The 23,152-nt window shown below is 57.8% G+C and carries 19 protein-coding genes and 2 pseudogenes; 10 read left to right on the top strand and 11 right to left on the bottom strand.

The genetic code is table 11. The features are described 5' to 3' along the window. Positions 1–12: 12 nt before the first annotated feature. Positions 13–1,050: a PstS family phosphate ABC transporter substrate-binding protein gene (locus tag EV130_RS14825; protein WP_074061583.1), complete on the bottom strand. Its 1,038-nt coding sequence runs from the start codon at positions 1,048–1,050 to the stop codon at positions 13–15. A 398-nt stretch (positions 1,051–1,448) separates the two neighbouring features. Between EV130_RS14825 and phnC the strand changes: the two genes are divergently transcribed. The 4 genes from phnC to phnE (EV130_RS14805) all read left to right on the top strand — a co-directional run bounded on the left by phnC (position 1,449) and on the right by phnE (EV130_RS14805) (position 5,862). After that, positions 1,449–2,294, top strand: a complete 846-nt coding sequence (gene phnC / locus EV130_RS14820) for a phosphonate ABC transporter ATP-binding protein (protein ID WP_132660670.1) — start codon at positions 1,449–1,451, stop codon at positions 2,292–2,294. A gap of 88 nt (positions 2,295–2,382) precedes the next feature. After that, positions 2,383–3,288 (top strand): phosphonate ABC transporter substrate-binding protein, encoded by a 906-nt coding sequence (phnD, locus tag EV130_RS14815; RefSeq protein WP_132550296.1) that lies wholly within the window; start codon positions 2,383–2,385, stop codon positions 3,286–3,288. A gap of 71 nt (positions 3,289–3,359) precedes the next feature. Next, the gene (gene phnE, locus EV130_RS14810; protein ID WP_074061586.1) at positions 3,360–4,322 is read left to right on the top strand and encodes a phosphonate ABC transporter, permease protein PhnE; all 963 of its coding nucleotides are present in this window, start codon (positions 3,360–3,362) and stop codon (positions 4,320–4,322) included. A gap of 10 nt (positions 4,323–4,332) precedes the next feature. Further along, complete coding sequence (gene phnE, locus EV130_RS14805) at positions 4,333–5,862, top strand: phosphonate ABC transporter, permease protein PhnE (RefSeq protein ID WP_132550299.1); 1,530 nt, start codon at positions 4,333–4,335, stop codon at positions 5,860–5,862. Positions 5,863–6,495: 633 nt separating this feature from the next. Here the strand turns inward: phnE (EV130_RS14805) and EV130_RS14795 are convergent. Continuing rightward, a complete protein-coding gene (locus EV130_RS14795; RefSeq protein WP_237358478.1) occupies positions 6,496–7,140 on the bottom strand; it encodes an adenylate/guanylate cyclase domain-containing protein in 645 nt (214 codons plus the stop codon). Positions 7,141–7,806: 666 nt separating this feature from the next. Here EV130_RS14795 and EV130_RS14785 point away from each other — a divergent pair. Further along, positions 7,807–9,153 (top strand): annotated as a pseudogene (locus EV130_RS14785) (adenylate/guanylate cyclase domain-containing protein). A gap of 657 nt (positions 9,154–9,810) precedes the next feature. Here the strand turns inward: EV130_RS14785 and EV130_RS14780 are convergent. From EV130_RS14780 to EV130_RS14770, 3 genes and pseudogenes are all read right to left on the bottom strand, one after another. Then, a complete protein-coding gene (locus EV130_RS14780; protein ID WP_003577126.1) occupies positions 9,811–10,005 on the bottom strand; it encodes a hypothetical protein in 195 nt (64 codons plus the stop codon). 1,135 nt (positions 10,006–11,140) lie between these two features. Next, positions 11,141–11,272: pseudogene (locus tag EV130_RS14775) on the bottom strand (NIPSNAP family protein); the annotation flags it as partial. A 396-nt stretch (positions 11,273–11,668) separates the two neighbouring features. Continuing rightward, entirely contained in the window at positions 11,669–11,941 is a 273-nt protein-coding gene (locus EV130_RS14770; protein WP_237358479.1) for a hypothetical protein, read from the bottom strand. A gap of 95 nt (positions 11,942–12,036) precedes the next feature. Between EV130_RS14770 and EV130_RS14765 the strand changes: the two genes are divergently transcribed. From EV130_RS14765 to EV130_RS14755, 3 genes are all read left to right on the top strand, one after another. Continuing rightward, on the top strand, positions 12,037–12,372 hold the full coding sequence (locus EV130_RS14765) for a hypothetical protein (protein ID WP_132660662.1): 336 nt from the start codon (positions 12,037–12,039) through the stop codon (positions 12,370–12,372). 129 nt (positions 12,373–12,501) lie between these two features. Further along, entirely contained in the window at positions 12,502–12,984 is a 483-nt protein-coding gene (locus tag EV130_RS14760; RefSeq protein WP_132550308.1) for a hypothetical protein, read from the top strand. 32 nt (positions 12,985–13,016) lie between these two features. After that, positions 13,017–13,202: a hypothetical protein gene (locus EV130_RS14755; RefSeq protein ID WP_074061592.1), complete on the top strand. Its 186-nt coding sequence runs from the start codon at positions 13,017–13,019 to the stop codon at positions 13,200–13,202. 192 nt (positions 13,203–13,394) lie between these two features. On the opposite strand, the gene istB is transcribed toward EV130_RS14755, so the two are convergent. Together istB and istA are read right to left on the bottom strand one after the other, a co-directional pair. Beyond that, the gene (gene istB, locus EV130_RS14750) at positions 13,395–14,186 is read right to left on the bottom strand and encodes an IS21-like element helper ATPase IstB (protein ID WP_132660660.1); all 792 of its coding nucleotides are present in this window, start codon (positions 14,184–14,186) and stop codon (positions 13,395–13,397) included. Beyond that, positions 14,183–15,481, bottom strand: a complete 1,299-nt coding sequence (gene istA, locus EV130_RS14745) for an IS21 family transposase (RefSeq protein ID WP_165918526.1) — start codon at positions 15,479–15,481, stop codon at positions 14,183–14,185. Before istA ends, istB begins: the two co-directional genes overlap by 4 nt. 623 nt (positions 15,482–16,104) lie before the next feature. Here istA and EV130_RS14740 point away from each other — a divergent pair. Both EV130_RS14740 and EV130_RS34230 read left to right on the top strand, forming a co-directional pair. Beyond that, positions 16,105–16,302, top strand: coding sequence for a hypothetical protein (locus tag EV130_RS14740; RefSeq protein ID WP_074063212.1), 198 nt, complete (start codon positions 16,105–16,107; stop codon positions 16,300–16,302). A gap of 294 nt (positions 16,303–16,596) precedes the next feature. Beyond that, positions 16,597–17,616 (top strand): GlxA family transcriptional regulator, encoded by a 1,020-nt coding sequence (locus EV130_RS34230; protein WP_039845252.1) that lies wholly within the window; start codon positions 16,597–16,599, stop codon positions 17,614–17,616. Between the two features lie 16 nt (positions 17,617–17,632). Here the strand turns inward: EV130_RS34230 and EV130_RS14730 are convergent, their stop codons facing one another. The 4 genes from EV130_RS14730 to EV130_RS14715 form a co-directional block, all read right to left on the bottom strand. Further along, a complete protein-coding gene (locus tag EV130_RS14730; protein ID WP_074061639.1) occupies positions 17,633–18,964 on the bottom strand; it encodes a diguanylate cyclase in 1,332 nt (443 codons plus the stop codon). Positions 18,965–19,163: 199 nt separating this feature from the next. Continuing rightward, entirely contained in the window at positions 19,164–19,994 is an 831-nt protein-coding gene (locus EV130_RS14725; protein WP_074061640.1) for a response regulator, read from the bottom strand. 173 nt (positions 19,995–20,167) lie between these two features. Then, positions 20,168–20,431, bottom strand: a complete 264-nt coding sequence (locus EV130_RS14720) for a hypothetical protein (protein ID WP_074061641.1) — start codon at positions 20,429–20,431, stop codon at positions 20,168–20,170. 121 nt (positions 20,432–20,552) lie between these two features. Continuing rightward, the gene (locus EV130_RS14715) at positions 20,553–23,093 is read right to left on the bottom strand and encodes a mechanosensitive ion channel family protein (RefSeq protein WP_074061642.1); all 2,541 of its coding nucleotides are present in this window, start codon (positions 23,091–23,093) and stop codon (positions 20,553–20,555) included. Between the last annotated feature and the right edge of the window lie 59 nt (positions 23,094–23,152).

The raw sequence follows: 23,152 nt of genomic DNA, 5'->3' as shown, positions 1-23,152 counted from the left end.
TGAAGTTCGATATTACGAGCCGAGCTTCTTGGCTGCCATGACAGCCTTCTCGACTTCCGCACGCTTGGATTCGTCGAGAGGCGTCAGACCGCGTTCAGCAAGGTAGCCGTCCTCGCCCATCGAAGATTTGGAAGTATATTCTTCCAGGAACTCCTTCATGCCAGGGATGACGTCGCGGTGCGCATTCTTGACATAGATGAAGAGCGGTCGGGATACCGGATAAGAGCCGTCCTTGATGGTCTCGAAGCTTGCCTCGACGCCTTCGATCTTGATATCCTTGAGCTTGTCTTCGTTCTCATAGAGGAACGAATAGCCGAAGATGCCGACCGAGTTCGGATCGGATTCAAGACGCTGAACGATGAGATTGTCGTTTTCGCCGGCTTCGATGAACGGGCCGTCCTGACGCATGCGCGAGCAGGCTTCCGTGTATTTTTTCTCGTCGGCTTTCTTGAGGTCAGCCATGCCTGGGGTCTTCTCGCAGCCCGGATGCATAACCAGTTCGACGAATGCGTCACGGGTACCGGAGGTCGGCGGCGGTCCGAAGGCGACGATATCGACGTCCGGGAGGGACTTGTCGATGTCCGACCACTTCTTGTTCGGGTTGGCAGTCAGGCCGCCCTTACCGTCGGGAAGCTGCGCGGCGAGCGCCTGGAAGATCTGCCCCTTGGTCAGGTTCCAGTCGCCGGTATTGGACCTGGATACGGCGACAGACAGGCCGTCATAACCAATGAGAGCTTCGGTGATGTCGGTCACGCCGTTGCCGGCGCAGAGCTTGACTTCCGATTCCTTGATTGCGCGGGAAGCGCCCGTGATATCTGCGAAGTCTTCGCCGACGCCACCGCAGAAGGCCTTGAAGCCGCCGCCCGTGCCGGTGGACTCGACGACCGGAGCGGGCTTGCCAGTCTTGTTGGCAAACTCTTCAGCAACTGCTTGAGTGTAGGGAAACACGGTGGAGGAGCCGACGATCTTGATCTGATCGCGAGCCGATGCGACGCCTGCAGTTGCCAGCAAAATAGCGGCGACTGCGCAGCTTCCGAGATATTTGTTCATGGATACTCTCCCGTAGAATGTAACGATGACGCTTCGGCGTCGGCTCCCCTCTATAGGCACCACGTAACAGTTTTGTGACAGTTTTGTATCAATTCATCGTGCGGGAAGGAAGGCATCGGCAACGCGTGCCGGCTGCGCCAGCGAGGGCGGATTTCGAGCATCGAACCAAGATCAAATTAGACAAATAGAGTCAACGTCTTCTCGGCAGTTTCCATCTGATTTCAAATCTTAGCCGGACGGTTCCGGCCTCCAGCAGATAAGAGCTGGCCAACACATCCATTATCCGTCGTGCAGCCAGGAGAAAATCGGCAAACATTATAAAAGTGACATAAAACCGACATTCCACCGTTACGAACGCGGCATATGTCCCCTCAGACGCAATGACGAGGGACGCGCCAATGCTGGAAATAACGGATTTGACCCGGCGGTTCGGTGGCAAAACCGCGGTCGACCAGACGAACCTGAGAATACCGCAGGGCCAAATGGTGGGCATCATCGGCCGCTCGGGCGCCGGCAAATCCACACTTCTGCGCATGATCAACCGCCTGCAGGAGCCGACTTCCGGTTCCATCCAATTCTGCGGCGTCGAGGTCTCTGCTCTGCGTGGCCAAGCCCTGCGCAACTGGCAGCGCGATTGTGCGATGATCTTCCAGCAGTTCAATCTCGTCCCTCGCCTCGACGTTTTGACCAATGTCATGCTCGGCCGCCTCAATCACCGCCCGACCATGCTGAGCATCCTCAGCATCTTCAGCCGCGACGAGCGTATTCATGCGATTGCGGCTCTGGAGCGCCTCGGCATCGAACAGACGGCGCTACAAACGGCCAGTACGCTCTCCGGCGGCCAGCAGCAGCGCGTGGCCATCGCGCGTGCCCTGATGCAGAACCCGAAGATGGTCCTCGCCGACGAGCCGATCGCCTCGCTCGACCCGCTGAATGCCAAGATCGTCATGGATGCGCTGCGCGACATCAACGAGCGCGAGGGCATCACAGTCATCACCAACCTGCATACGCTCGATACGGCGCGCAATTACTGTGAACGCATCGTCGGCATGGCCGCCGGCCGCATCGTTTTCGACGGTAAGCCTTCCGAGCTGACAGCGGCTGCGGTCAAGGAAATCTACGGCACCGACAGGGATGGCGCCGGCATCGACGAAACAATGACCTCCACCTCGATCAACATGCCCGGGCCAGCCACCGCTCAAGCACCCGCCGCCCGGCAACCCGTCGCCCTGGCGGGTCTGTGAGAAAGGGCGGCGATCGATCGCCCGCGTCGACAAGCAAACTTCTTCGCAACAGCAAGACACCGGGAAACCGGTCAATCAGGAGAGAACCATGGTAAAGAAAGCACTCTTCGCCGCGACAGCGCTTCTAGCGCTTGCCGGCGCTGCCGCAGCCGAAAATCTCAAGGAATTCCGGGTTGGCATTCTGGGAGGCGAAAACGAAGCTGACCGGCTGCGCAATTTCCAATGCCTGTCTGAAAAGCTTCCTGCAGCAATCGGCGTCGAGAAGGTCTCCTTCTTCCCGGCAGCTGACTACGACGGCGTTGTCCAGGGCCTGCTCGGCGGCACGCTAGACTACGCAGAACTGGGCGCATCGGCCTATGCCAAGGTCTATCTCGCCAATCCCAAGGCCGTCGAGCCGATCCTGACGACCGTGCAGACCGACGGCGCAACCGGCTACTACTCGGTCATGGTCGCCCGCAAGGACAGCGGCATCAAGAAGCTCGAAGAAATGAAGGGCAAGAAGCTCGGCTTTGCCGATCCTGACTCGACTTCCGGCTACCTCGTTCCCCTCGTCACACTGCCTGAAGCCACTGGCGCTCCGGTCAAGGAATACTTCTCCTCCACCGGTTTTGGCGGCGGCCACGAAAATCTCGTCTTGGAAGTCGTAAAAGGCAACTTCGATGCGGGCACGACCTGGGCCTCGGGCGTGGGCGAGTTCAAGGATGGCTACAGCTCCGGTAACCTTCGCAAGATGGTCGACAAGGGCATCTTGAACATGGACGACCTCGTCGAGCTCTGGAAGTCGCCGCTCATCCCGAATGGCCCAGTCGTCGTGCGTTCCTCGCTGAACGAAGACATGAAGGCCAAATTCAAGGCGTTCATGATGGACCTGCCGAAGTCGGATCCGGCCTGCTTCTCGGCAATTCAGGGGGGCGATTTCAAGGGCTTTACCGAAGTCAACGTCGATTTCTACAAGCCGATCGTCGACGTCCGCAAGGCAGCCATTGGCGGCTGATGCCGTTTCCTCCCGCAAAGCCGCCGGTTCCCTCCGGCGGCTTTGCCATATCCCACGTTCGAAGGTTGACTATGAGCGACACCGCGCTGCGCCACTTCCCGAGTGAATCCGCAAACATGATCGAGCGGCACTGGCACGAACTTGCCTCCCGGCGCCGCGGCCAGACATTCCTTGCCTTGTTTCTCGTCGTCGTCTTCACAGCGGGTTCGGTGTGGTTCGCCAATGAGACCAACGCGGGCAAGTTTTGGGACCGCCTACCCTATCTGGCAGACTTCGTGGGGGACCTCGTGCCGCGTGACGCGTGGGAGCCGGCGCGCGCCCTGCTCGATCTCCCTTCCCCCTATTACGACGGCAGCCAGAAGTACGACTATCCCGAGGGCCGGTTCTACGTCACGCAGACCCTCTACGTTCCGGAATATGTCGAAAAGATCGTCGAGACGGTGAACATCGCCATCTTCTCCACGGGCGTCGGCTTCTGCCTGGGATTTGCACTGTGCTTCTTCGCTGCCAAAAACATGATGCCGAATGCCTATGTCCGTGGAGCGGTGCGCCGTTTCATGGAGATCCTGCGGGCGTTTCCCGAGGTCGTCATCGCGGGCTTTTGCCTGGCGATCCTCTCGCTCGGGCCGGTCCCGGCGATCATCGCACTATCCGTCCACACCACCGGAGCGCTCGGAAAGATGTTCTTCGAGGTGGTGGAGAACGCCGACATGCGCCCTGATGAAGGCCTGCGGGCCGTCGGCGCGACCTGGCTTGAACGGGTCTGGTTTGGAATGGTGCCGCAGGTCATGCCCAACTTCGTGAGCTATTTCCTCCTGAGGCTCGAGATCAACGTGCGGGCGTCCACCATCATCGGAGCGGTCGGCGGCGGCGGTATCGGCGAACTTCTCAGGCTTTCGATCGGACAGGGTCATCCGGCCAAGACTCTTGCGATCGTATTCCTCCTCTTCTGCACCATCATTGCCGTCGACCAGTTCTCCGCATGGCTGCGTAGAAAGCTGGTCGGCGAGCAGTCGTTCCGCACCGTCGCATGAGGTTGCATCGATGAACACGCTTTCGCCCGTCCAAAAGGCCGACATCGCCGCGCGCCACCCGCAGTTCTTCGACAGGACCTCGCTGCGCCCCTACCGCGCGCCTCTTCTCGTCATTCTCGCTGCCGCATATGTAGCGTTCTCATTCTGGTTCTTCGCGTTCGGAAAGGTCTTCTCTCAGGCCGACTACTCGATCGCCGGCACCTATCTTGCCGACTGGATCTCCTACGAGGTTCGCCCGGAGATCGACATGGCAGCCGACGGGACCATGAAGATTTCCTATTCGCGGTTCGATCCGCTTGGCGAAGATCCGAACCCCGGCTGGGTGGAGACCGAAAAGTCCGTCGTAACCCATCAGACCGGCACGGCCACACCGACGGTCAGCCTGTCCGAGCCGCAGACGACGCCGAAAAGCAGCATATCGCTGATGGTTCCCGGTGCTGCCATGGGATCGTCCGCACCTAAAGGGCCCGAATCGCCCCCGCAGGCCCCGGCGGCGACCGCTCCGGCAACCGTCACCGAGGAGGTTGTTACACGGGCGCGGATCGCCATGAGCAGCAATTCCTCGATAGAAATGACTGCCAATAAGGCGGTGTTGACGAGAGGTGCTGAAACGGTCGTCGTGCCGATGGGTAGGTCGGACATTCGCATCGACGCCCCCCTTCCGGACTGGGCGTCGCAGAGGCGGCCGGGCGAGAAGATCATCGCCAGCTTCGGATTCGCCGGCTGGGCGGAAGTCACGACGAACGACGTCAAGGTCCACAAGCGGTTTCTCGGATGGGCGAATTTCCTGTTCGACACGCGGTCTCCCTTTTTTGGGAAGCCATATTCCGAGGTTGCGAGCCTCATTTTCGGCGGTCCCCGCATCGACCCGGAGCGGAGCAACCTGGCTCTCGCCTGGAACAACATCCTCTACAACAGCGAATGGCAGCACCTCGACGTATGGACCAAGCTCCTGCAGACCATCGTGATGGCGTTCGTCGGGACTCTGTTCGCTTCGCTCGTCGCTTTTCCCCTGGCATTCGTCGCAGCACGCAACATCACGCGCAACGGTGTTGCAAACCACGTGACGAAGAGGTCCTTCGACTTCCTTCGCTCCGTCGACATGCTGATCTGGGCGCTTTTCTTCACACGCGGCTTCGGGCCCGGCCCCCTGGCCGGCATCTCGGCGATCTTCTTCACAGACACCGGGACGCTGGGCAAACTGTATTCGGAATCACTCGAGAACATCGACGAGAAGCAGCGGGAAGGCGTCCGCTCCGTCGGAGCGTCGCCGATTGCGGTACAGCGGTTCGGTGTCCTGCCGCAGGTACTTCCTGTCTTTGCGTCGCAGGCCCTCTACTTCTGGGAGTCCAACACGCGCTCAGCGACGATCATCGGCGCCGTCGGGGCGGGAGGAATCGGCCTCAAACTGTGGGAGGCGATGCGCACCAACCAGGACTGGGAAAACGTCGGCTACATGGTGCTCCTGATTCTGATTGTCGTGTTTGCCTTCGATGCCGTCTCGAACGCGATCCGGACACGTCTGATGGGACGCCGCTGAACGTTGGGCTGCAGGCGTTTGGTCTTGTGTCAGCCCGCTGAAATACGATCTGTGGTAAGTGCTCTGGCGGAGATTTGCCCGGTGTACTTCCCTCGACTGCGTCTTTGCTCATCGTGTGAGCTTCCTCAGTCGACGAACTGCTTTGTCGGACAAAGGAATTTGCCTCGCTTCCGCTATATGACAACCCGGCTCAAACAGAGCAGCCAAAGCAATGAGAGATAAAAGAACGGGTTATTGCGGCTGAACGCCCCTTGGCTCGTTAGTGAAAGACAGCTTCTTTCCAGAGGCTGCCGCCCGCAATTCTCCCGTAGCCGAGGTTTTACACTGCACGCATGTAATGGGTGTTGAACGGGTCGGTCATGTCGTACTTGACCTGCGTGTCGATCGAGGCGACGCGGAGCCGGATTGTTTCGCTGTGCGTATGCGTAGGGCGCCAGCAAGGCCCTACGGGTTTGCGCCTTAATGAGGGTGGAGCTCGCTTTTGCCATCACAACGGTCCGTAGTTGGCTTTCCGCAACTGACCTGTCCTTGAAGACGGCATCAAGCTCGCGCTCGCCTAGCCGTCTAGCTTCATGCACATTTGATTTCCGTAGCGGGCCGCCAAATTAAACAAGTGTCTCCATCCGCTTACTGTCACCGGGGCAACTCATAGGTCTGCGGCGACCGTCGATATGCTTCTTCACAACGTGGCGAACAAAACCACGGCCCCTGCGGGGCGGCCCGCTTATAGGATGAGTATGGTGCATGCATCTTGCACACAGGATCGATCCAGGCTGGATCAGCCGACGGAGCAAGCTCGATCTCATAGAGATGGACTTCCCCGGCTACCGATCTCAGCGCCATCATTCCGAGGTCTCGCACTAGAATGCCTCTGGCAATAGCCGCCTCGGCAACGGGTTGAGTGGCAAGTAATTGACCAGGCGATGCGAGCGCGGCGATTCGTGCTGCAATGTTGACAGTCGTGCCAAAGAGATCGCCTGCTCTGCGGATGACCGGCCCATGGTTCAGCCCCGCCCGAGTGAGGGGTAGCCGTGGCTCCTTGCGGCATGCCTGCAACAACGCTCCGAGTACCTGGATCGCTGTATCGGGCTCGCGAAATGAGAGCATTGCCTCATCACCGATCCATTTAATCGGAGGCTCATAGCCGCTCAGGGCGTCGCGGACCATGCTCTCGAATACCTCAAGCACGTCAAGCGCGGCTGCGTCTCCATAAACATCCGCAATCGCGCTGAACCCCGCGATATCTATGAACGCAACGGTGGCCGGTGCTTTATCCAAAATCTCTCGCAGCCTCACATCTCTCTCCATGGCCCGAAGATTTGATCGCTAGCAACGCCGCATTCTCGCCTGCGTTCGCGTCCTAAGCAACTTCTGAAACCATCGCTAACAGGAGCCCTTGACCTTCCCGTCATGGGAGGGATTACCTATGTCGTCCTGGGCGTCATCACGGCAAGCTCGCTGCCCAAAAGCGATCTGCTCGCGCTCACCTCGAAAATCTGTTCTGACGACATTTCCATTTATGGCACGACAAAATCGAAACCCGATGTCTTGGCTGAGAAAGCTACGGACGTCGACAGATGGCCAATGCGAAGCTCTGTCGTCCAACCGGACAGTGTTGTCAGCTCGTGTGCGGCGGGGCGCTGTCGGGTAAGCGGGATACGATTGGCGTGTGTTCGATATCCCAAAGGAAACGAGCGTACGGCTCGGCACAGTTTTGAAGTTGACATGAGTGGGCTGCGCATCGTGGCTGAAGATGGCAAAGTAATCAGTCGTCAAAGGAACGGCGAGAGATAAACGGCAGCGGCCGCCAAAGACGTCGTTCGCCTTGACCTTCCAACCTTGGAAAGGTCCATGTTCCTCTAACTCGCGACACCGTCGTCACAAAAAAGACGCTTCCGCCGCAAAGCAGGCAAGGCGTGATCGAAAAGCCAGGTAAAGACCGCCATGAAATCTGCAAACGGCGCTCAATGGGACTACGCGCGAGAAATTCGTTCGATCCTTCTGCGCTTTGTCGCGTTCGCGATTCTTCTCGCCAACCTCTTGCTAGGCGGCAACGAAGGCGCCGGAAGGACGCACTTAATCGTTGTCGTCAGCTATCTCGTCATCAGCATCACTTCCGTCGCAACAGCGCGATTCCTTCCTGATCGCTCTTGGTTGAAAACCCTCTTTGTCGTACTCGACTCCTTGCTGGTCGTCTTAATTTTATAAGGGCACATCCTTGGCGGGCCGGTTACCGAAAACCACAATTTGACGACAACCAGCTTGGTGGTGGCATTTATCCTGCTCAACCATGTAGGCCTCAAGCTGGATCGGCGGCTGGTCCTTATCTTCTCCAGCCTCGTCCTCTTTTCGTGGATCACCATGCTGGCTATCACTGCTGCGAGGCATCATACGGCTGACACGGTGTCGTTGATCGCATCGTTCTTCAATCAGGACCTGGGTCTCACGGTCAGCTTTGGCTTCACCGCCTTTGCAATCTATCTTCTCGCGAAGGACCACGACCGGACGCGCAAGGAAGCGCTGCGAGCGGATGAGCGACGTCTCAACCTTTCGAGGTTCTTCTCGCCGCTCGTGGTCGCGGACCTTGAGGAAGGCAGTTCGGCTCTCGATCTCGAACGTCGCAACGCGGCGATCATGTTCGTTGATTTGCGAAATTTCACAAGCTTTGCCGAGACTGCGCCAGCACGCGAACTGGCCTGGGTTCTGGGGGAATACCGGCACCTTGTTTCGGGCACCATTTTTGAGCACGGCGGGACCGTCGATAAGTTTATTGGCGACGGGGTCATGGCGGTCTTCGGCCAACCCTCCCCCAGAGAAGACGACGCAGACCGCGCCTTGGCATGCGCGCTTGATCTCGTCGATGCGCTCAGCGATTGGAAGAACCACAGTGGTTACCCTGGCCTCAACGCAGGTATTGGCTTGCACTACGGCACGGTCGTCGGCGGCGTCCTGGACAGCGGATGCCATAGCGAGTTTACCGTAATCGGTGATGCGGTTAACGTCGCCCAGCGCCTGGAGTCTCTGGCCAAATCATTCGATGCGCCGCTCGTCGTGTCGTCGGCCCTGATGGCCCAGCTTCAGAACCCCGTTCCACCTGCCCTCTGGATATCGCAGAGTGCGGTGGCACTGCCGGGACGTCGGCTTCCAATAGATGTGTGGTACTTGCGCCGCGAAGCGGGCCTTGCGCTCGCTGAGGATAGCCTGCGCAACGAAACCGGGGGCGTGCAGACCGCCCTTCAAAGGTCATCCTTCCAGCCATCGCCTCCGGCGCCCGATGTGTGCACGGGATAGTCGATTCTCGGGACTGTTTCGCCTCTGCGTCACGTTTGTCAGTGCCGACTATACGATCAATTCAAACTGCTTCATGAGAAGGCCTGGAAAACCGAGTCGCCCGAAAAAACGATTCACCGTTTCACGAAAAAATGATTCTGGGCGTCGAATAAAGCGCCTCGGCAGCAAGGTCAGATCCGACGAAGCAACAATCCGGTGCGAATTTAGGATTCTGGGCATGGCCTTGTCCTCTTCTCCGAAGCTAACAAGGGATGACATGGCATTGTTCCAGTCATGATCTTGGGCGGCGATTTTGGGCCTTCAGGAAGGGACTGACACAAAAGCGCATGCTTCCAAGCGGGTGGCGACAAGCTTGAGGTTCGTGAGTAGGAAGCAAGAGCCCTGAGCATCAGCTTGCTGGGCCCAAGGAACCTCAATCGGACATCAACACGACAACCGACCTCGGAGTCACGAGAGAATTCAGTTCGATGACGGTGTTCGGGAGTATCATGGTTGAGACGTGGGGCATTGAACCCGGCTCGGCTGATGCTCGTTCGTCAACCATTCTTTACCTTTGAGTTCTCGTAATCGGGCAGCGTTGTGAAGCAGATGGGGATTGCGTTCATGTCGGCCTCCGATGACGGACGCCGCATGACGTAGAAGAATATCTCTTGCCACTCAGTGAGAGGTGATCGCGCGACCGCTGGACGCGAGATGCTCTGTAATGGCGCGCCGGATTTCGGTTACCGTGTCAAAGAGCCTGTTGTCCAAGTCGATGACATTGAAGCGGACCGCGATGAATTTGAGGCGGTTTTCGACAGGGACCGCGATCCCGACTTCCTGACCATTGAATACGACAGCTTGCTTTTGCATAACAAACCTCGGGCGCGCCACAGGGGAGCACCATCTTAGAAAAGTGGAATAAAGGGTTGGTTTACGACGCGTCAGATTGCCGTCGTAGGTCGGTATCGGATCGAGATGAGATCACGCATTCGCTACACCATTGCGAACAAACGAAGTCAGACAAAACAACGTCATCATCCTCCCACAAGCGAGGTCAAACGACCGGTGAGTATCGCCGGCGACGGCCGGTTATTTCGGAACTCTTATGTAAAAACGTAGTCGAGAAACTTCGAGCAAGCAACTGATTTTTGTGATTATTTAGCGTTTTGAATCGTATGATAATTACCGCAGGTGCGAAGTATCAAATGATGTACGTTCGTCTGCGAAGGCCCCATCGACGGCTTTACCCGGACGATATTGCAGACTAGGCATCGCTCCGGGTCCAAAATCCCACGCAAGGTCGCGATAGCACCTACGCGCAATCCGAGATTCAAAATCTCGGCCGTCCCGATCGACGTGACATAGGTGGCATTGGTCTACCAAATCCGCGTATGGAAGTGCCAGACAGTATATGGGTCCACCACGCTCTGGCGGTGAACGGGCGTCGCAATCACACGCCCGCGGAGCGTAGAGCTAAGCCACCAAAGTACCCCTCTCGATGGCATCCAGGCCAATGGAAACTCGGCGTCACCAAAGTCCAGGAAAACGGGACGCTTGTCACCTCTCCAGCGGTCGATGATCGCTGCGGCGCGAGCCGAAGACGCCCTCAATCAGCTGTCATCGAAACCAGTCGCGAGAAGGACCGAACGATCGAGGAGCTGAAAACCGAGGTGGCGACCTTGGTCAGCAAGCTGCCCGAGGCCGCACAAAGCCAATATGACGAAGACTGGCGGAACTCGTTCTTCAAAAGGACACCTACAAGCGGATCAAGGAGGCCCTGGGCGAGAAAGATGCCAACGACATCCTCAAGCGCGTTGAGGAGCTGCTTGCCACTGAACAGGAGGCGGCCAACCTGCGGAATGCTAATGACATCCTGAACATGCAGCAGCGTGATCTAGCGACGCGCCTCGATGATACCTTTAAGAAGCTCACCCAGCGGGACGCCGAGCTTGCGAAACTCGGTGTCCGAGAATACTTCTCAATCGATTGCGTTCGGAGTTTCTGGCTATTCCGACGGCTTGGAAAAGCCGCGGTAGAAGCGTGTCGGATGCAGCAGCGAACTGACGATGTTCGCGACGATCGGCCCATCCGCCTCGCTCTTCGCCCTTGCTTCCTGCCACTCCCCATCGGCGGTGAACAATGAGTAGAGAAGTCCGACGACCGCAATGGCCGCCACGATCGCAATGTCCCGGACAACTCTCCTGCCCCACCATCTGGCCCGTCGTGACAGGAAAGAACGTGTGCGATCTTGCGAGCGGCGTCGATGTACAGCAGCGCGGTATGTCGGCGTCGCTCCTCGATGTCCTGCTCCGTCACGCCGGAGAATCTGGTGCAGCCTGGTCAGTTGCTTATCGCTCAACCGCGTCCTGCTGCCATATTTCTCCAACCTTGAGAGCACGTCCGACAGAAAGCTCCGCTGCCAAGGGCCCAGAGCCGCTTCCGCCAATGCAGTCCGAATGTTGGCTTTGAGATGTTCCGTCTCAAAAAGCACGAGCGCGGCGTCACTTGGCTTCGAATCTGAATAGCCCTGCAACTAGCGAAACGGCTCCGTGCGCCGGGTCGATTTTCTATAGTGAATCCATAAGGCGGCTATGCAGCCAAGCATGGCAAAGCCATACCAACCGAACATCAGGCCCAGCACCCATTGTTCCTGGCTATTGCGAAGACCAAAACCAGTGGCGATCAAAACAACATGAGCAATAAGAAGTCCAAGCGCCACGAAGATCACGAACACAACCCCTGTTAGTGAGATCGTTGTACGAAAAACAACCGAGACTTCCAAGATGTGGCGGCCTTCTGATTGCAAGCTGGTAAATCTCCAGTTACAGAATTTGCTCCAGATGATCGGTTAAGGAGAGCGCCTAAGATGGACGTGAACTCTTTCGTTGCACAGGAGACGTAATGCCGGTCGGTTTCGCGGAAGGACTCTCATTCGACCACACCAGGACGAACTGGACCGGCGACGGCCCTCGTCCGCTCTCCTGGACTATGTGGTATCCGGCCGTCGATAGCGCCAATGAAACGCTTGCGACTGAACATCCGATTTTCCGGCTGCATCCCATCGCTCCGGATGCCGCGCTGAAGAATGCCGGGAAGCCTCATCCTCTCGTCCTGCTGTCGCACGGCAGTAGCGGCGTCACCTTCGGCCTTGTTATCAATCGCTTGCGAAGCGGTCGACAGCACGTCCTCTTGTGGTGTCACATCCGGCATCCCGATCATCGGTCAGTTCGATCTTGAGATTTTCCGAAGCGCTATCTGCAGTTGTAAAATGAAAGTTCGATTACTACTCACATTAGGTAAATAGGAAAAGAACGCCGAAACGTTAGAATGCCGCCCGTAAAATCCGGTCACGGATTTGGGGGGACCATGCGAGATCGTCTGAAAATGGTTGGACCCGCCATCGCGGCTTCAGGTCGATGCGTTGGGATTGGCGTTTTAGGTGCTGTTTTAACCTTTTCCCAAGCCAGCGCAGAACCGCAATCAAACGGTTCTATGCTCACAGCCAAACTGAGATTGCTTTGCGGCCAGTCGGATGTCGTCTGGAACTATGTTGTAACGATAATGGGTGAAAGAGAAGCAATCCTGAACAACAGCAATCAGGGCAAACAAGGTGAAACAATCCGCCACTTCGTGCTTTATCGCGATAACAGCTGGGTCCTGATTTACGATTTCTTTCGGCGGGGACGTCCAAGCAGAGAAGATCAAGCCTGCATCGTCGCCAGCGGTTCCCAAGAAACAGCCTACGAGGCCGTCGGGCTATTGGTTGTCGAGCTTCCAAATGAGTGGATGGGTGAGCGTCTGAAGGACGTTCCTCCTCCGGAGCTTGATGGAACACCAGTAACCTACTAGCGCCATCAGCGCTGTGAGCCGGAGGTGCTTACATGAGACGCTTAATCGAAGCCGCCTTAATTCTATTCATCCTGACGCCGCACGGGTTTGCCGAGGGCGTCCGGCCCAAATTTCCGCCAGACGAGAGGTTAAACGTTCCGTCGCTTACCCTTACGGACGAGCAGTTTCTGCGGGGCGATACGGCGAACGGGATTGCTGTGACCCTAACGGGAGTGTGATTGCGAACAGGCCCTTCGCCTCGATCCATTGAGTCGGCAGCCTGACCCATTCCGGAAATCGAAAGGTTATGGAGCTGGAACTCCCCTCTCCTGCGCGAGCGCGTAGAACTCTTCGTGGGTCAGCATGCTGGTATCAAGCGTCATCGTGAACTGGTCCGTTGGCGACACGCAAATCTGGTCCGCCAAGGGTTGTTAGTTACTCTCCATACCGAGCGTCGTTGCGGCTTTTTGTAGAAGGCCGCTACGGCGCTTTTCTCGTAGTCTGTAGCTATCGCCGCGGATTGTGATGACGTGACTGTGGTGCAGCAACCGGTCGAGGATAGCAGTTGCCACGACGGGATCCCCGAACACCGTTCCCCACTCTCCGACACTGCGGTTGGAGGTGACAAGCATCGCGCCCCGCTCGTAGCGCCGGGACACGAGCTGGAAGAACAAGTGAGCTGCGTTGGGGTCGAACGGAAGATAGCCTAGCTCATCGATGATGAGCAGCTTGGGCTTGGCGAGAAACGCGAGCCGTTCTTCGAGGCGTCCTTCGCCATGTGCTCTCACGAGCGTTGCGACCAACGCCTGCGCAGTGGTGAACAGCACCGTGTAGTTTTGACGGATGACCTCTCTTCCGAGCGCGATCGCAAGGTGAGACTTCCCCACACCAGGCGGACCTAGCAACAGCAATGCATCCCCGTTTGCCACCCAGCGCGCGGTGGCAAGTTCTCGAATCTGTTGCGGATCGATACTGGGCTGCGCTTCAAAATCAAATCCCTCAAGATCTCGCGCATGCGGGAAATGCGCGATCTTCATCGCCATGATAATGCGCCGCTCGTCCTTCCGTGCAATCTCCCGCTCGCACAGGAATGCGAGGGTCTCGCGGATGGTGAGATCTGCGCGCGAGGCTTCGTCAAGGAGGTTGTCGAGCTGATCGCGGATGGCGGTGAGCTTCAGCCGGCTCAGCCAGCCGATCAGCGTGTCGTGATCAACCGTCATCACCATTGCCCTCCAATCAACAGCTCATATTCCGCCAGCGGGCGAAGAAGTTCAGGCAGCTTGGGAGCCGGCGCGTCCGCTTGCTCGACTTGCGTGGCAGGCATGCCAAAGCCGCTGACGCCGGCAAAGTGGGCGGGATCTGTCAGGCGACGATGACGCCCGTGTGCCTCGGCATGGCTCGCGACAAGCTGGCCAGCATGGAACACGCGGACCTGGCCGCCGCTGATTGTCACCTCGACAATCTCGCCAACGAGCCGCCAGGGAACCGAGTAGGCGTTGGTGTCGACCTCAACAGCGCAGTCGGCGTGAACCTTGCGGAGCAGCTCTCGGATTTGACGAAATGGCGGCCTGCCGTTTAGCGGGCGTAGCGTTGCAGCTTCGTCGCGGACAAAGCGTTCCAGCGGTGGCTCACCTGTCGTGCCATGGCATCGAAGATCGGCAACCGTGCGCATCCACCACGCCAGATGCAGATGAAGGGCTTCCATGCTGTCAAAGCTGTGTCCGGCAAGTGCATTGTGCTTCACATACCCGACGCCACGTTCGTCCTTGCCCTTGGTGCGCGCCCGGTATGGTGCACAGGCACGGGGACGGAAACCCCAGTAACGGGAGAAGGCATGCAGTCGATCGTTGAACACGACCTCACGCGTCACCGCGTCGTGCCGGGTAACCAATGCGGCAGCATTATCGACAAGGACCTCGCTTGTCACACCGCCAAAATGCCTGAATGCGGCCTCCATCCCATCGAACCAGGCAGACTGGCGTTCGTGAAGAAACGCAGCCGCGTATGTGCGACGCGAATAGCCAAGCGTCGCCACGAAGATGTAGACCCGGACTTTCTCGCCTCCGATCTCTATTCGCTTCTCGCCAAAATCAATCTGCATCTGCTGACCCGGTGGGGTCTCGAAGCGCATTGTCGCCAGAGCTAGCGCCGCGAGCTGCTGGCGATAAGCCGAGACAGCCCGCTCAACCGTGCGAAGGCTGACCTCTATGCCAAGTTCCCGAGCCAGATCTTGTCGAACGACATCAGCATTACCGCCATGCCGAAAAAATCGTTCCCGAACCCACGTCTCATGCTTCGAGAGCTGCGTTTCCTTGCGGGCTCGTCGATATCCGCGCCAGCCACCCGTCTCGATATATCGCTGTACTGTCGTGCGAGAGCATCCAAGCTCGAGCGCGATACGCCTCGTGCCCCAACCCAGCTTCTTGAGCCGCAGCATCGCAGTCACCTCGTCCGGTTCGAGCATCGCTTCTCTCCGCGCCATTCCCGCGGAGATCTTCGTACCTGTCGCGACGTCCATCAGTCCCTCCTACCGTGTTAAAGGAGGACCAGTTTTAGGTGTCGCTACCGGACCAGTTTTGCATGTCGCCTGACAGCTGGTTCCCTCCTTTGATGGCGCTGAATAGCAACGAGAGCCATCGTCATTGCGCAAACGCTAATGGATGGCTTTCAGTCATTATACAGTTCTTACGCAGAGTTGCTCTCAACGGTCGAGCAGAAAGAGTGGCGGGGTTTGAGGACGCCCACCGTGCTTCGTTGACCGTCTGCTTTTACTGGTTCGGCTGCGTATCCCCGAGAACCTTGTGGAGTGTATTGCAAGTCTCCATCTGATAGAGGTTTTTATTGCATTACCGACGATCGCCTCAAACAACTTTTCACAATTAAATCAGTTCGATATGGTCTGATAGCTATTTCGCTTTGATTGAATCCGTTTCGCTGTGGCTGAATCTGCTTCGCTATAGGCCAGTGTTTGCTTCGCTCTAATGTGAGTTCATCAACAAATGAGGCTGCGACGGCAAACAGGGACCTCTCCGATAGGTTCAACAAATCTGATCGTATCCATAAAATCTATTCGTTTGTTTGATGGATGGCCAAGCACCATATTCATCAGCAAGAGCAAACCTCGTGAGAAAGGAAACGATGATGACTTCGATCGGTTACCGGGATGGCAAGAGCTCATCCTCCGACGCGCATTTTGATGTAGCAAGCCTTGCCCGCAGGCTCGCGCATTCCTGGCACCAGTGGCAGAACGCGCGGGAAATCGAATCCATGCCTTTCGACATTCGCAAGGACATTGGTTGGCCGTCTGCGGACGACGCGGATGAGCGCAAGGTAATGTAATGAATGCGACATACCTCCTCGCTTGAAGGCGGCGCCAGCCCTCCGGCAGCGCCGCCTTCATCGTTTCAGCGCTCCGCAGATTTAACTTGAATTTTAGCGGCATATAATTTCAGGCAAGCCGGCTCAGCGACTTTTGCCGAGTGTCTTCGTCATTTGACGACGATCAAATTCCACAATGTCGCAAAATAGCTCTTCACGGCCGCATTTTTCCATGCGAATGTCGTTTTCGAGACATCAGAACGACGCATTCCACGCAACGAATAGGCAATCGCCCCTCGAGCATGGATTTTTCTCATGAACAAGATGCTGACCAAGAAGCGTTCTCTCGTCTTCTTTATGGTTCCCCAGTTCACCATGCTGCCCTTTTCGGCGGCGATCGACACGCTGCGCATTGCCAACCGCATGCTCGGCTATCAGGCTTATACCTGGCGGCTGACCTCAGTCGACGGCAACAAGGTCTACTCCTCATGCGGAATCGGCGTCGAGGCCAATTCGTCGCTGGCCGAAGAGCGCCGGCATCTCGGCGGTGAGAACCGCCCGAACATGGTGCTCGTCTGTTCGGGCATCGATGTCGAGGATTTCAACAACAAGTCCGTCAATGCCTGGCTTCGCGAATCCTACAATCGCGGCGTGGCAGTCGGCAGTCTCTGTACGGGCGCGCATGTGCTTGCCCAAGCCGGGCTCTTGAACGGCAAGCGCTGCGCGATCCACTGGGAAAACCTGCCCGGCTTCTCCGAAGCCTTTCCGCAGGCGGAGGTCTATGCCGATCTCTATGAAGTGGACAGCAATCTCTATACCTGCGCCGGCGGCACCGCTTCGCTCGACATGATGCTGAACCTCATCGGCCAGGATTTCGGCGAAGCGCTCGTCAACCGCGTTTGCGAGCAGCATCTGACTGATCGCGTCCGCAGTCCCCACGACCGTCAGCGCCTGCCGCTGCGCGCCCGTCTCGGCGTCCAGAATTCCAAGGTTCTGTCGATCATCGAACTGATGGAAGGCAATCTCGCCGAACCTCTGTCGCTCCTCGAGATCGCTGATGGCGCCGGGCTGTCCCGCCGCCAGATCGAGCGGCTTTTCCGGCAGGAAATGGGTCGGTCTCCCGCTCGCTACTATCTGGAAATCCGGCTCGATCGTGCCCGCCACCTACTCGTGCAATCTTCGATGCCGGTCGTCGAAGTCGCCGTCGCTTGCGGCTTCGTCTCCGCGTCGCATTTCTCCAAGTGTTATCGCGAACTTTACAACCGTTCACCGCAGCAGGAGCGCGCCGAGCGCAAGCTGACGATGGCAACGGCTCGCCAAGCGATCGCGGCATAACAAAGAGGGCGGCGCACTACTGCGCCGCTTCCTCCGTCATTCTGGCGTCAGAGTAGACCTGGTTGCGGCCCTTGTGTTTGGCCATGTAGAGAAACTGGTCGGCGGCGTTGAGGTAATTCTCGAAGGTTTCGTAGCCTGAGATTTCCGCAACGCCGATCGAGATTGTGACCGACAGTTCCTCGTCGTCGGCAGCCACCTTCAGCCGTGAAATATCCGAGCGGATTTCGTCGCAGAGCTTTGTTGCCGCGGCCGAATCCATCATCGGGAAAAGGATCGCAAACTCCTCGCCGCCGAGGCGCGAGAGTAGATTGTCGCTGCCTTCGAAGATTGTCGCAAGCCGGCTTGCAACCGCCTTCAGCACCTCGTCGCCGATCTCGTGGCCATAGGTATCGTTCAGCCGTTTGAAATGATCGATGTCGAGGATAGCGACCGAACTCGGCGATTTCTGCCTCAGGCACTCGTTCACGACCTTCGGCGCGTAATCGTAGAAATAGCGCCGGTTATACAGATTGGTCAGATAGTCGCATGCAGCGGCGGTTCGCAATTGCTTCATCTGCGTCAGCGTCTCGACATTGTTGGCAATGCGGCACTGAAGCTCCTCTGCCACGAACGGCCTGTAAACGAAGTCGCTGGCGCCGGCCTTCAGGAAGCTTGCCGATAGCATGCGGTCATTGGACGAGGAGATGCCGATGACCCGCATCCTGTCAGAACCGAAGCGATGGCGGATACGCCGCGTCAGCTGATAGCCCGTCATGTCCGGCATGTGATGGTCGGTCACCACGAGTTCAATGTCCCCATAGGCCTCAAGTGCAGCCAGAGCTTCGAGCCCCGACGTTGCCTCGACGACCATGTACTGCTGCGCCTTCAAGAGATCGACGAGCACCTTTCGCGCAGATGGAACGTCATCGACAACCAGGACCCGCGTCTTGCGGTTCAGCATCGCGCGGCGCACGGTCGCGACCAGATTGTCGAGCGCGAATTCATTGTCCTTGAGGACGTAGTCGATGACGTTGCGTTCCAGGATCCGATTGCGTGTCGCGGTATCGAAGGTCGCGGTAAAGACGATCGTCGGAACATTGTGTTCGATCGTGCAATCAAGCGCCTCGCCATGGGGCGAATCCGGCAGGTTGAGATCGACGACGGCCATCGTGAAGCCCTGACCATCCTGTGCCAGCGCCTCCTGCAGCGCCTTCAGCGAAGAGCAGGGTCTGACGTTAAAGCCGAGTTCGGCCTGAAGCCGATGGCAGAGCACTGCGGAAAACATCCGGGAATCCTCAACCAGAAGCAGCTTATGGGCTCCGAAGCGTGGGCCTAAGCCGTCCCGAGTGAAATCCGCCTGAAATGCCATGGCGCCTACTCTCCCAAGTGCGATGAAGAGCTGAATCGGCCCTCATTGCGGCGGCAGGGACGATAGCCGACAGGCCGCCACGGCTGAAGGGACGGAACGCTTATAAAGGAACCTGTGATTGCAGAAAAATGCAATATCTTAACATCGGCAGACTCCTCATTCATCCGGAGGCCCTCCGGATGCCGCGTCGGATCCTCGATCAAGCAACGGCCCTCTCCTTCTTCATCGTCTGGATCTGCAGCAACGTGTCGAGGTTCTGGTTGACGCGGCAATAGAACTCCTCGTCGATGAACGGGCGCAGCATGAAATCATTGCCGCCCGCCTTGAGAAAGCGCGCCGAAAGCAGCCGGTTGGATGAGGACGAGACGCCGATAATGCGCAGCTGATGCGAGCCGATATTGGCGCGGATGCGCCGCGTGAGCTCGAAGCCGTCCATATCGGGCATGTTGTAGTCGGTGATCATGAGGCCAATGTCACGATTAGCCTTCAGGATCTCGAGCGCCTTGGCGCCGCTCTCGGCAACGCTGACGCGGAAGTTGTAACGCCTCAGGCGGCTGGAGAGCAGCGCGCGCGCCGTGGCACTGTCATCGACGATCAGAACGTGATGGCGCTTGTTGGTCAGGAAGCGGCAGATCGCTTCTGCGAGCAGATCGACCGCGAAGATGTTGTCCTTGAGGATGTAGTCGACGATGTCCTTTGCCATCAATTCGTCGCGCAGCCCCTCGTTGAAGGTGCCGGTAAAGACGATCGTCGGAATACTGAGATCGACGAGATATTCCAGCGCCTCGCCCTTCTCAGCGCCGGGAAGGTTGATGTTGGAGATCGCGAGCATGATCGGTTCGGAAGACTTGTCGTAGGCAAGCTGCAATTCCTCGAAATTGCGGCAGATCTCGACGTCGATATCGAAAAGCTCCTTCAGCCGTTTGCTGATCATCGACGTAAAGACATTAGAATCTTCAGCGAGAATAATACGCGCACCAGCAAACATCTCTCCGGAATACTGCATTCCCGAAATGCCTAAAAATGACATAGCAGACCTTTTAATGGAAATTCTGTCCCCGACGAAACCGATACATCAATTCGTTTGAGTATTTGTTAATCGCCGTCGCGTGAAACCATAAGAGGAAGGCGGTCTGTAGGGCAGGCTTCTCTTTCTGGACTTATGCTTAAGAGACTATGCGCGAAGGGTTGTGCGGCGAACGTCTACTTGATGATCGCCGAGCCTTTGACAATCTCGATGGTCTCGCCGCCGCCGAGGCCGATGCGGTCGCCGTCCGGAGTCGTCATGAAGCAGCCTGCGGCGCAGAGCGTCTCCGATGCGCCGGCATCGACGACGACCTCGACGCGGTTACCGCCTTCGGTGACGACAACGACGACCGGCGCCGGATCAGTGTTGGTGATTGTCGCCGCTTCAGCGCCCACGGCGATAAGAAGCGAAAGAAAAATGACCGTGGCAAATCTTGCCATTCAGTGCGGCGCAGCGATGCGCCCTCCCCAGGAGCTTCTCGGCGCTGCCCCCCGGCAGCGAAATTCCGATTGCCCTGGCCTCTATAAGCGACAGGCTCTGAACGATCCCTGAATAAAATCCTTAGCCTTTGCGATTGCCATCGGCCGCTTTGCTGCGCAGTTGCCGCACCGCTCCGCCATCCGTCATGCCGGTATCGTCGACAGACTCTTCATCTGCGGCTGTAGAGGAAGGTTCCAGCATCGGCGCAGGCACGTGGTCGCGGTGAAAAATGACATCGCTCTGCGGCAGCGGGATTTCGATCCCTTCTTCCTTGAAGCGCTTAAGGATGGCTATACGCAGGTTGTTCCTGACGTTCATGCCCTCACCCATATCCGCCAGCATGAAGCGCAGCTCGAAGTCCAGCGAATAGGCACCGAAACGCAGGAACTCGACATGCGGCTCCGGATTGCGCAGCACGAATGGCGCCTCGTTGACCAGCTCCAGGAGGATATCCATGACCTTCTGCGGATCGGTGTCGTAGCTGACGGAAATCGGGATTTCCGAACGGCCAACCTTGTTGCGGTGCGTCCAGTTGCCGACCGCCGCATTGATGAGTTCGGAGTTCGGCACGATGATCGACTGCTTGCGGAAAGTCTCGATCTCCGTCGCACGAACGGAAATGCGTGTCACGATGCCTTCCGCCGTGCCCGAGACGACGTGGTCGCCGACCTTGAAGGGTCGTTCCACAAGCAGGATCAGGCCCGAAACGAAATTCGACACAATGTTCTGCAGGCCGAAACCGATGCCGACCGAAAGCGCCGAAGCAACAAGTGCCAGGTTCGAAAGGTCGATACCTGCCGCCGATACGCCGATGATGGCTGCAAGGGCGACGCCGAGGTAACCGATGCCGGTCTTGACGGAGTTTCGCACGCCGAGATCGACATGGCTTCGGGCCATGACGTTGCTGTCGAGCCATCGCTGAACCCAGCGGGTCAAGAAATAGCCACCGGCGAAAAGCAGAATGCCGGTAAAGATGCCGAGCAGCGAAATGCTGATGCCGCCGAGGCGGACCTCCGTGAAAAGACGGTAGGCGATCAGCTGAAGATCCTGGATATGGAAACCCCAGAGCAAGAGGATCAGCGGAATGCCGGTCATGAGAGCAACGGCATAGATTGCAAGTCCCACGCCAAGGCCGACCTGATCGATTGCCACCGGCCCCATATTGAAGCGGCTCTTCAGGAAGCGGCCGATGAAGGTGTCGCCGAAGCTCTCCTGCTTGGAAATTGCCTTGCCCGAGAGCAGGCCGATATAGGTGGTCACGATGATCGCGCCGGTGATGATGAACTGCGTGGCAACGAAGCGGGCAAGGCCGACATAGCCGGTCAGCGCGGTCACGATCAGACCTAGGCCGAGCAGGCGAAGAATGATCGCCATGCCGCGCGGCCAATGGCGGCCTGGCGCATCGGGATCGCCATCATGGGCCAGCATCGGACGCCCGAAGGAGGCCGCGATCAGTATGAGACCGATAATCAGCGCCGCAATCAAGCTCCTGACCACGGTCAGAACCAGAGGTGAACCCATTGCTTCGCCGACGCTGCCGAACAGGTAGTCGAGCGCATTGACGATCGCCATCGCCAGCAGACAGGCGCCGATCGATTGCGCGCCGCGGTTGGAAAGGCGCACGAGGCGCCACTGCGGCTCCCGGGGGGCGAAGACGGCATTGCTGAAGCGGCCGACGAAATAGATCAGTCCGATCGCCCCAAAGAGAGCGGCGACAACCGGCGCAATATCCGGCCTCAACACATTGAAACCGTTAAGGAAAATATATGATGTTACCAGCACCGCTGCAAGCGCGAAGGTGCGGATCAGCGTCGACCAGAAGGCAATCGAGAGCCGGCTGATATAGGTAGGATTCTCGACGCCGTCGTCCCGCGTCAGATAGCGGCCGAACATCCGGTAGCCGCCTGACAGCATGATCAGGCCGGTCGCAAGTGACATGAAGATCGCGGCGAACATCGCGAACCGCTTGAACTTCCACACGAAACTCAGCCAGCTCGAAAGTGCCTGCCTGAATTCGCCAACTTCCTCGACAAAGGCCTTGGCCGCATCGTCCAGCACAGACACCGAAACCTCGGTGCGCCTCAGCAAAGTTGCAGCAAAAAGCCGGCGACGGGTTTCAACCACTTCGTTCATCAGCTTGTTGGTGGCAAGCGAGAGGCTTTCCGCATCGCCGGTCACGGCATTGATCTGCGCGCGCTCTGCCGTCAGCGCGTTTCGCTCTTCTGTAACGATCTGCGCTTCCGGCGGCTGTCCCTCCTTCGGCGGATCGCCGAGCTCGGTGAGACGGCTCTTGATCTGATCGAAACGCGGCCGGAGATTGACGGAGGTCGTGAGAATGTGACGTCCCAGTTCATCCACCTGCGCGGAAAGGCTGACGAGGGCATCGTCATTGTCGGCGCTCTGCTTGACGGCTTCTTGCAGGGAAGCAAGCTTTGCCTTGGCCTTTTCGATATCCTTGACTGCTTGATCGAGCCCGGCATCTGCAAGGGGAGCCGGCGCCTCCGTCTGTGCCTGCGGTTGCGGCGGCTCCTGCGCAATCGCAAGGCGGCCAGGCAGACCGGCAGCCGATATTGCAAGCATCAGGCAAAGAAATGTCCGGAGCAGTATGATTGTCAGCCGCAAAATGTCCCCGCAAGGATTCTCTTCATTAGTGAGGCCCTGCTTCTTATAGCAAAGAAAGG

Source organism: Rhizobium azibense (assembly GCF_004342325.1).
GTDB classification, from domain to species: Bacteria; Pseudomonadota; Alphaproteobacteria; order Rhizobiales; family Rhizobiaceae; genus Rhizobium; species Rhizobium etli_B.
Note: the sequence above shows the minus strand (reverse complement) of the source record. Positions and strands in the feature narration are given on the sequence as shown.

What these genes read in the sequence shown, in the direction of transcription:
- EV130_RS14755 (WP_074061592.1), top strand. Translation starts at nt 13,017, where the DNA reads ATGAGACGCTTAATCGAAGCCGCCTTAATTCTATTCATCCTGACGCCG.
- EV130_RS14765 (WP_132660662.1), top strand. Translation starts at nt 12,037, where the DNA reads ATGCCGGTCGGTTTCGCGGAAGGACTCTCATTCGACCACACCAGGACG.
- istA (WP_165918526.1), bottom strand. Translation starts at nt 15,481, where the DNA reads ATGGACGTCGCGACAGGTACGAAGATCTCCGCGGGAATGGCGCGGAGA.
- phnE (WP_074061586.1), top strand. Translation starts at nt 3,360, where the DNA reads ATGAGCGACACCGCGCTGCGCCACTTCCCGAGTGAATCCGCAAACATG.
- phnE (WP_132550299.1), top strand. Translation starts at nt 4,333, where the DNA reads ATGAACACGCTTTCGCCCGTCCAAAAGGCCGACATCGCCGCGCGCCAC.
- phnC (WP_132660670.1), top strand. Translation starts at nt 1,449, where the DNA reads ATGCTGGAAATAACGGATTTGACCCGGCGGTTCGGTGGCAAAACCGCG.
- EV130_RS14720 (WP_074061641.1), bottom strand. Translation starts at nt 20,431, where the DNA reads ATGGCAAGATTTGCCACGGTCATTTTTCTTTCGCTTCTTATCGCCGTG.
- EV130_RS14730 (WP_074061639.1), bottom strand. Translation starts at nt 18,964, where the DNA reads ATGGCATTTCAGGCGGATTTCACTCGGGACGGCTTAGGCCCACGCTTC.
- EV130_RS14825 (WP_074061583.1), bottom strand. Translation starts at nt 1,050, where the DNA reads ATGAACAAATATCTCGGAAGCTGCGCAGTCGCCGCTATTTTGCTGGCA.
- EV130_RS14780 (WP_003577126.1), bottom strand. Translation starts at nt 10,005, where the DNA reads ATGCAAAAGCAAGCTGTCGTATTCAATGGTCAGGAAGTCGGGATCGCG.
- EV130_RS14725 (WP_074061640.1), bottom strand. Translation starts at nt 19,994, where the DNA reads ATGTCATTTTTAGGCATTTCGGGAATGCAGTATTCCGGAGAGATGTTT.
- phnD (WP_132550296.1), top strand. Translation starts at nt 2,383, where the DNA reads ATGGTAAAGAAAGCACTCTTCGCCGCGACAGCGCTTCTAGCGCTTGCC.
- EV130_RS14740 (WP_074063212.1), top strand. Translation starts at nt 16,105, where the DNA reads ATGACTTCGATCGGTTACCGGGATGGCAAGAGCTCATCCTCCGACGCG.
- EV130_RS34230 (WP_039845252.1), top strand. Translation starts at nt 16,597, where the DNA reads ATGAACAAGATGCTGACCAAGAAGCGTTCTCTCGTCTTCTTTATGGTT.
- EV130_RS14760 (WP_132550308.1), top strand. Translation starts at nt 12,502, where the DNA reads ATGCGAGATCGTCTGAAAATGGTTGGACCCGCCATCGCGGCTTCAGGT.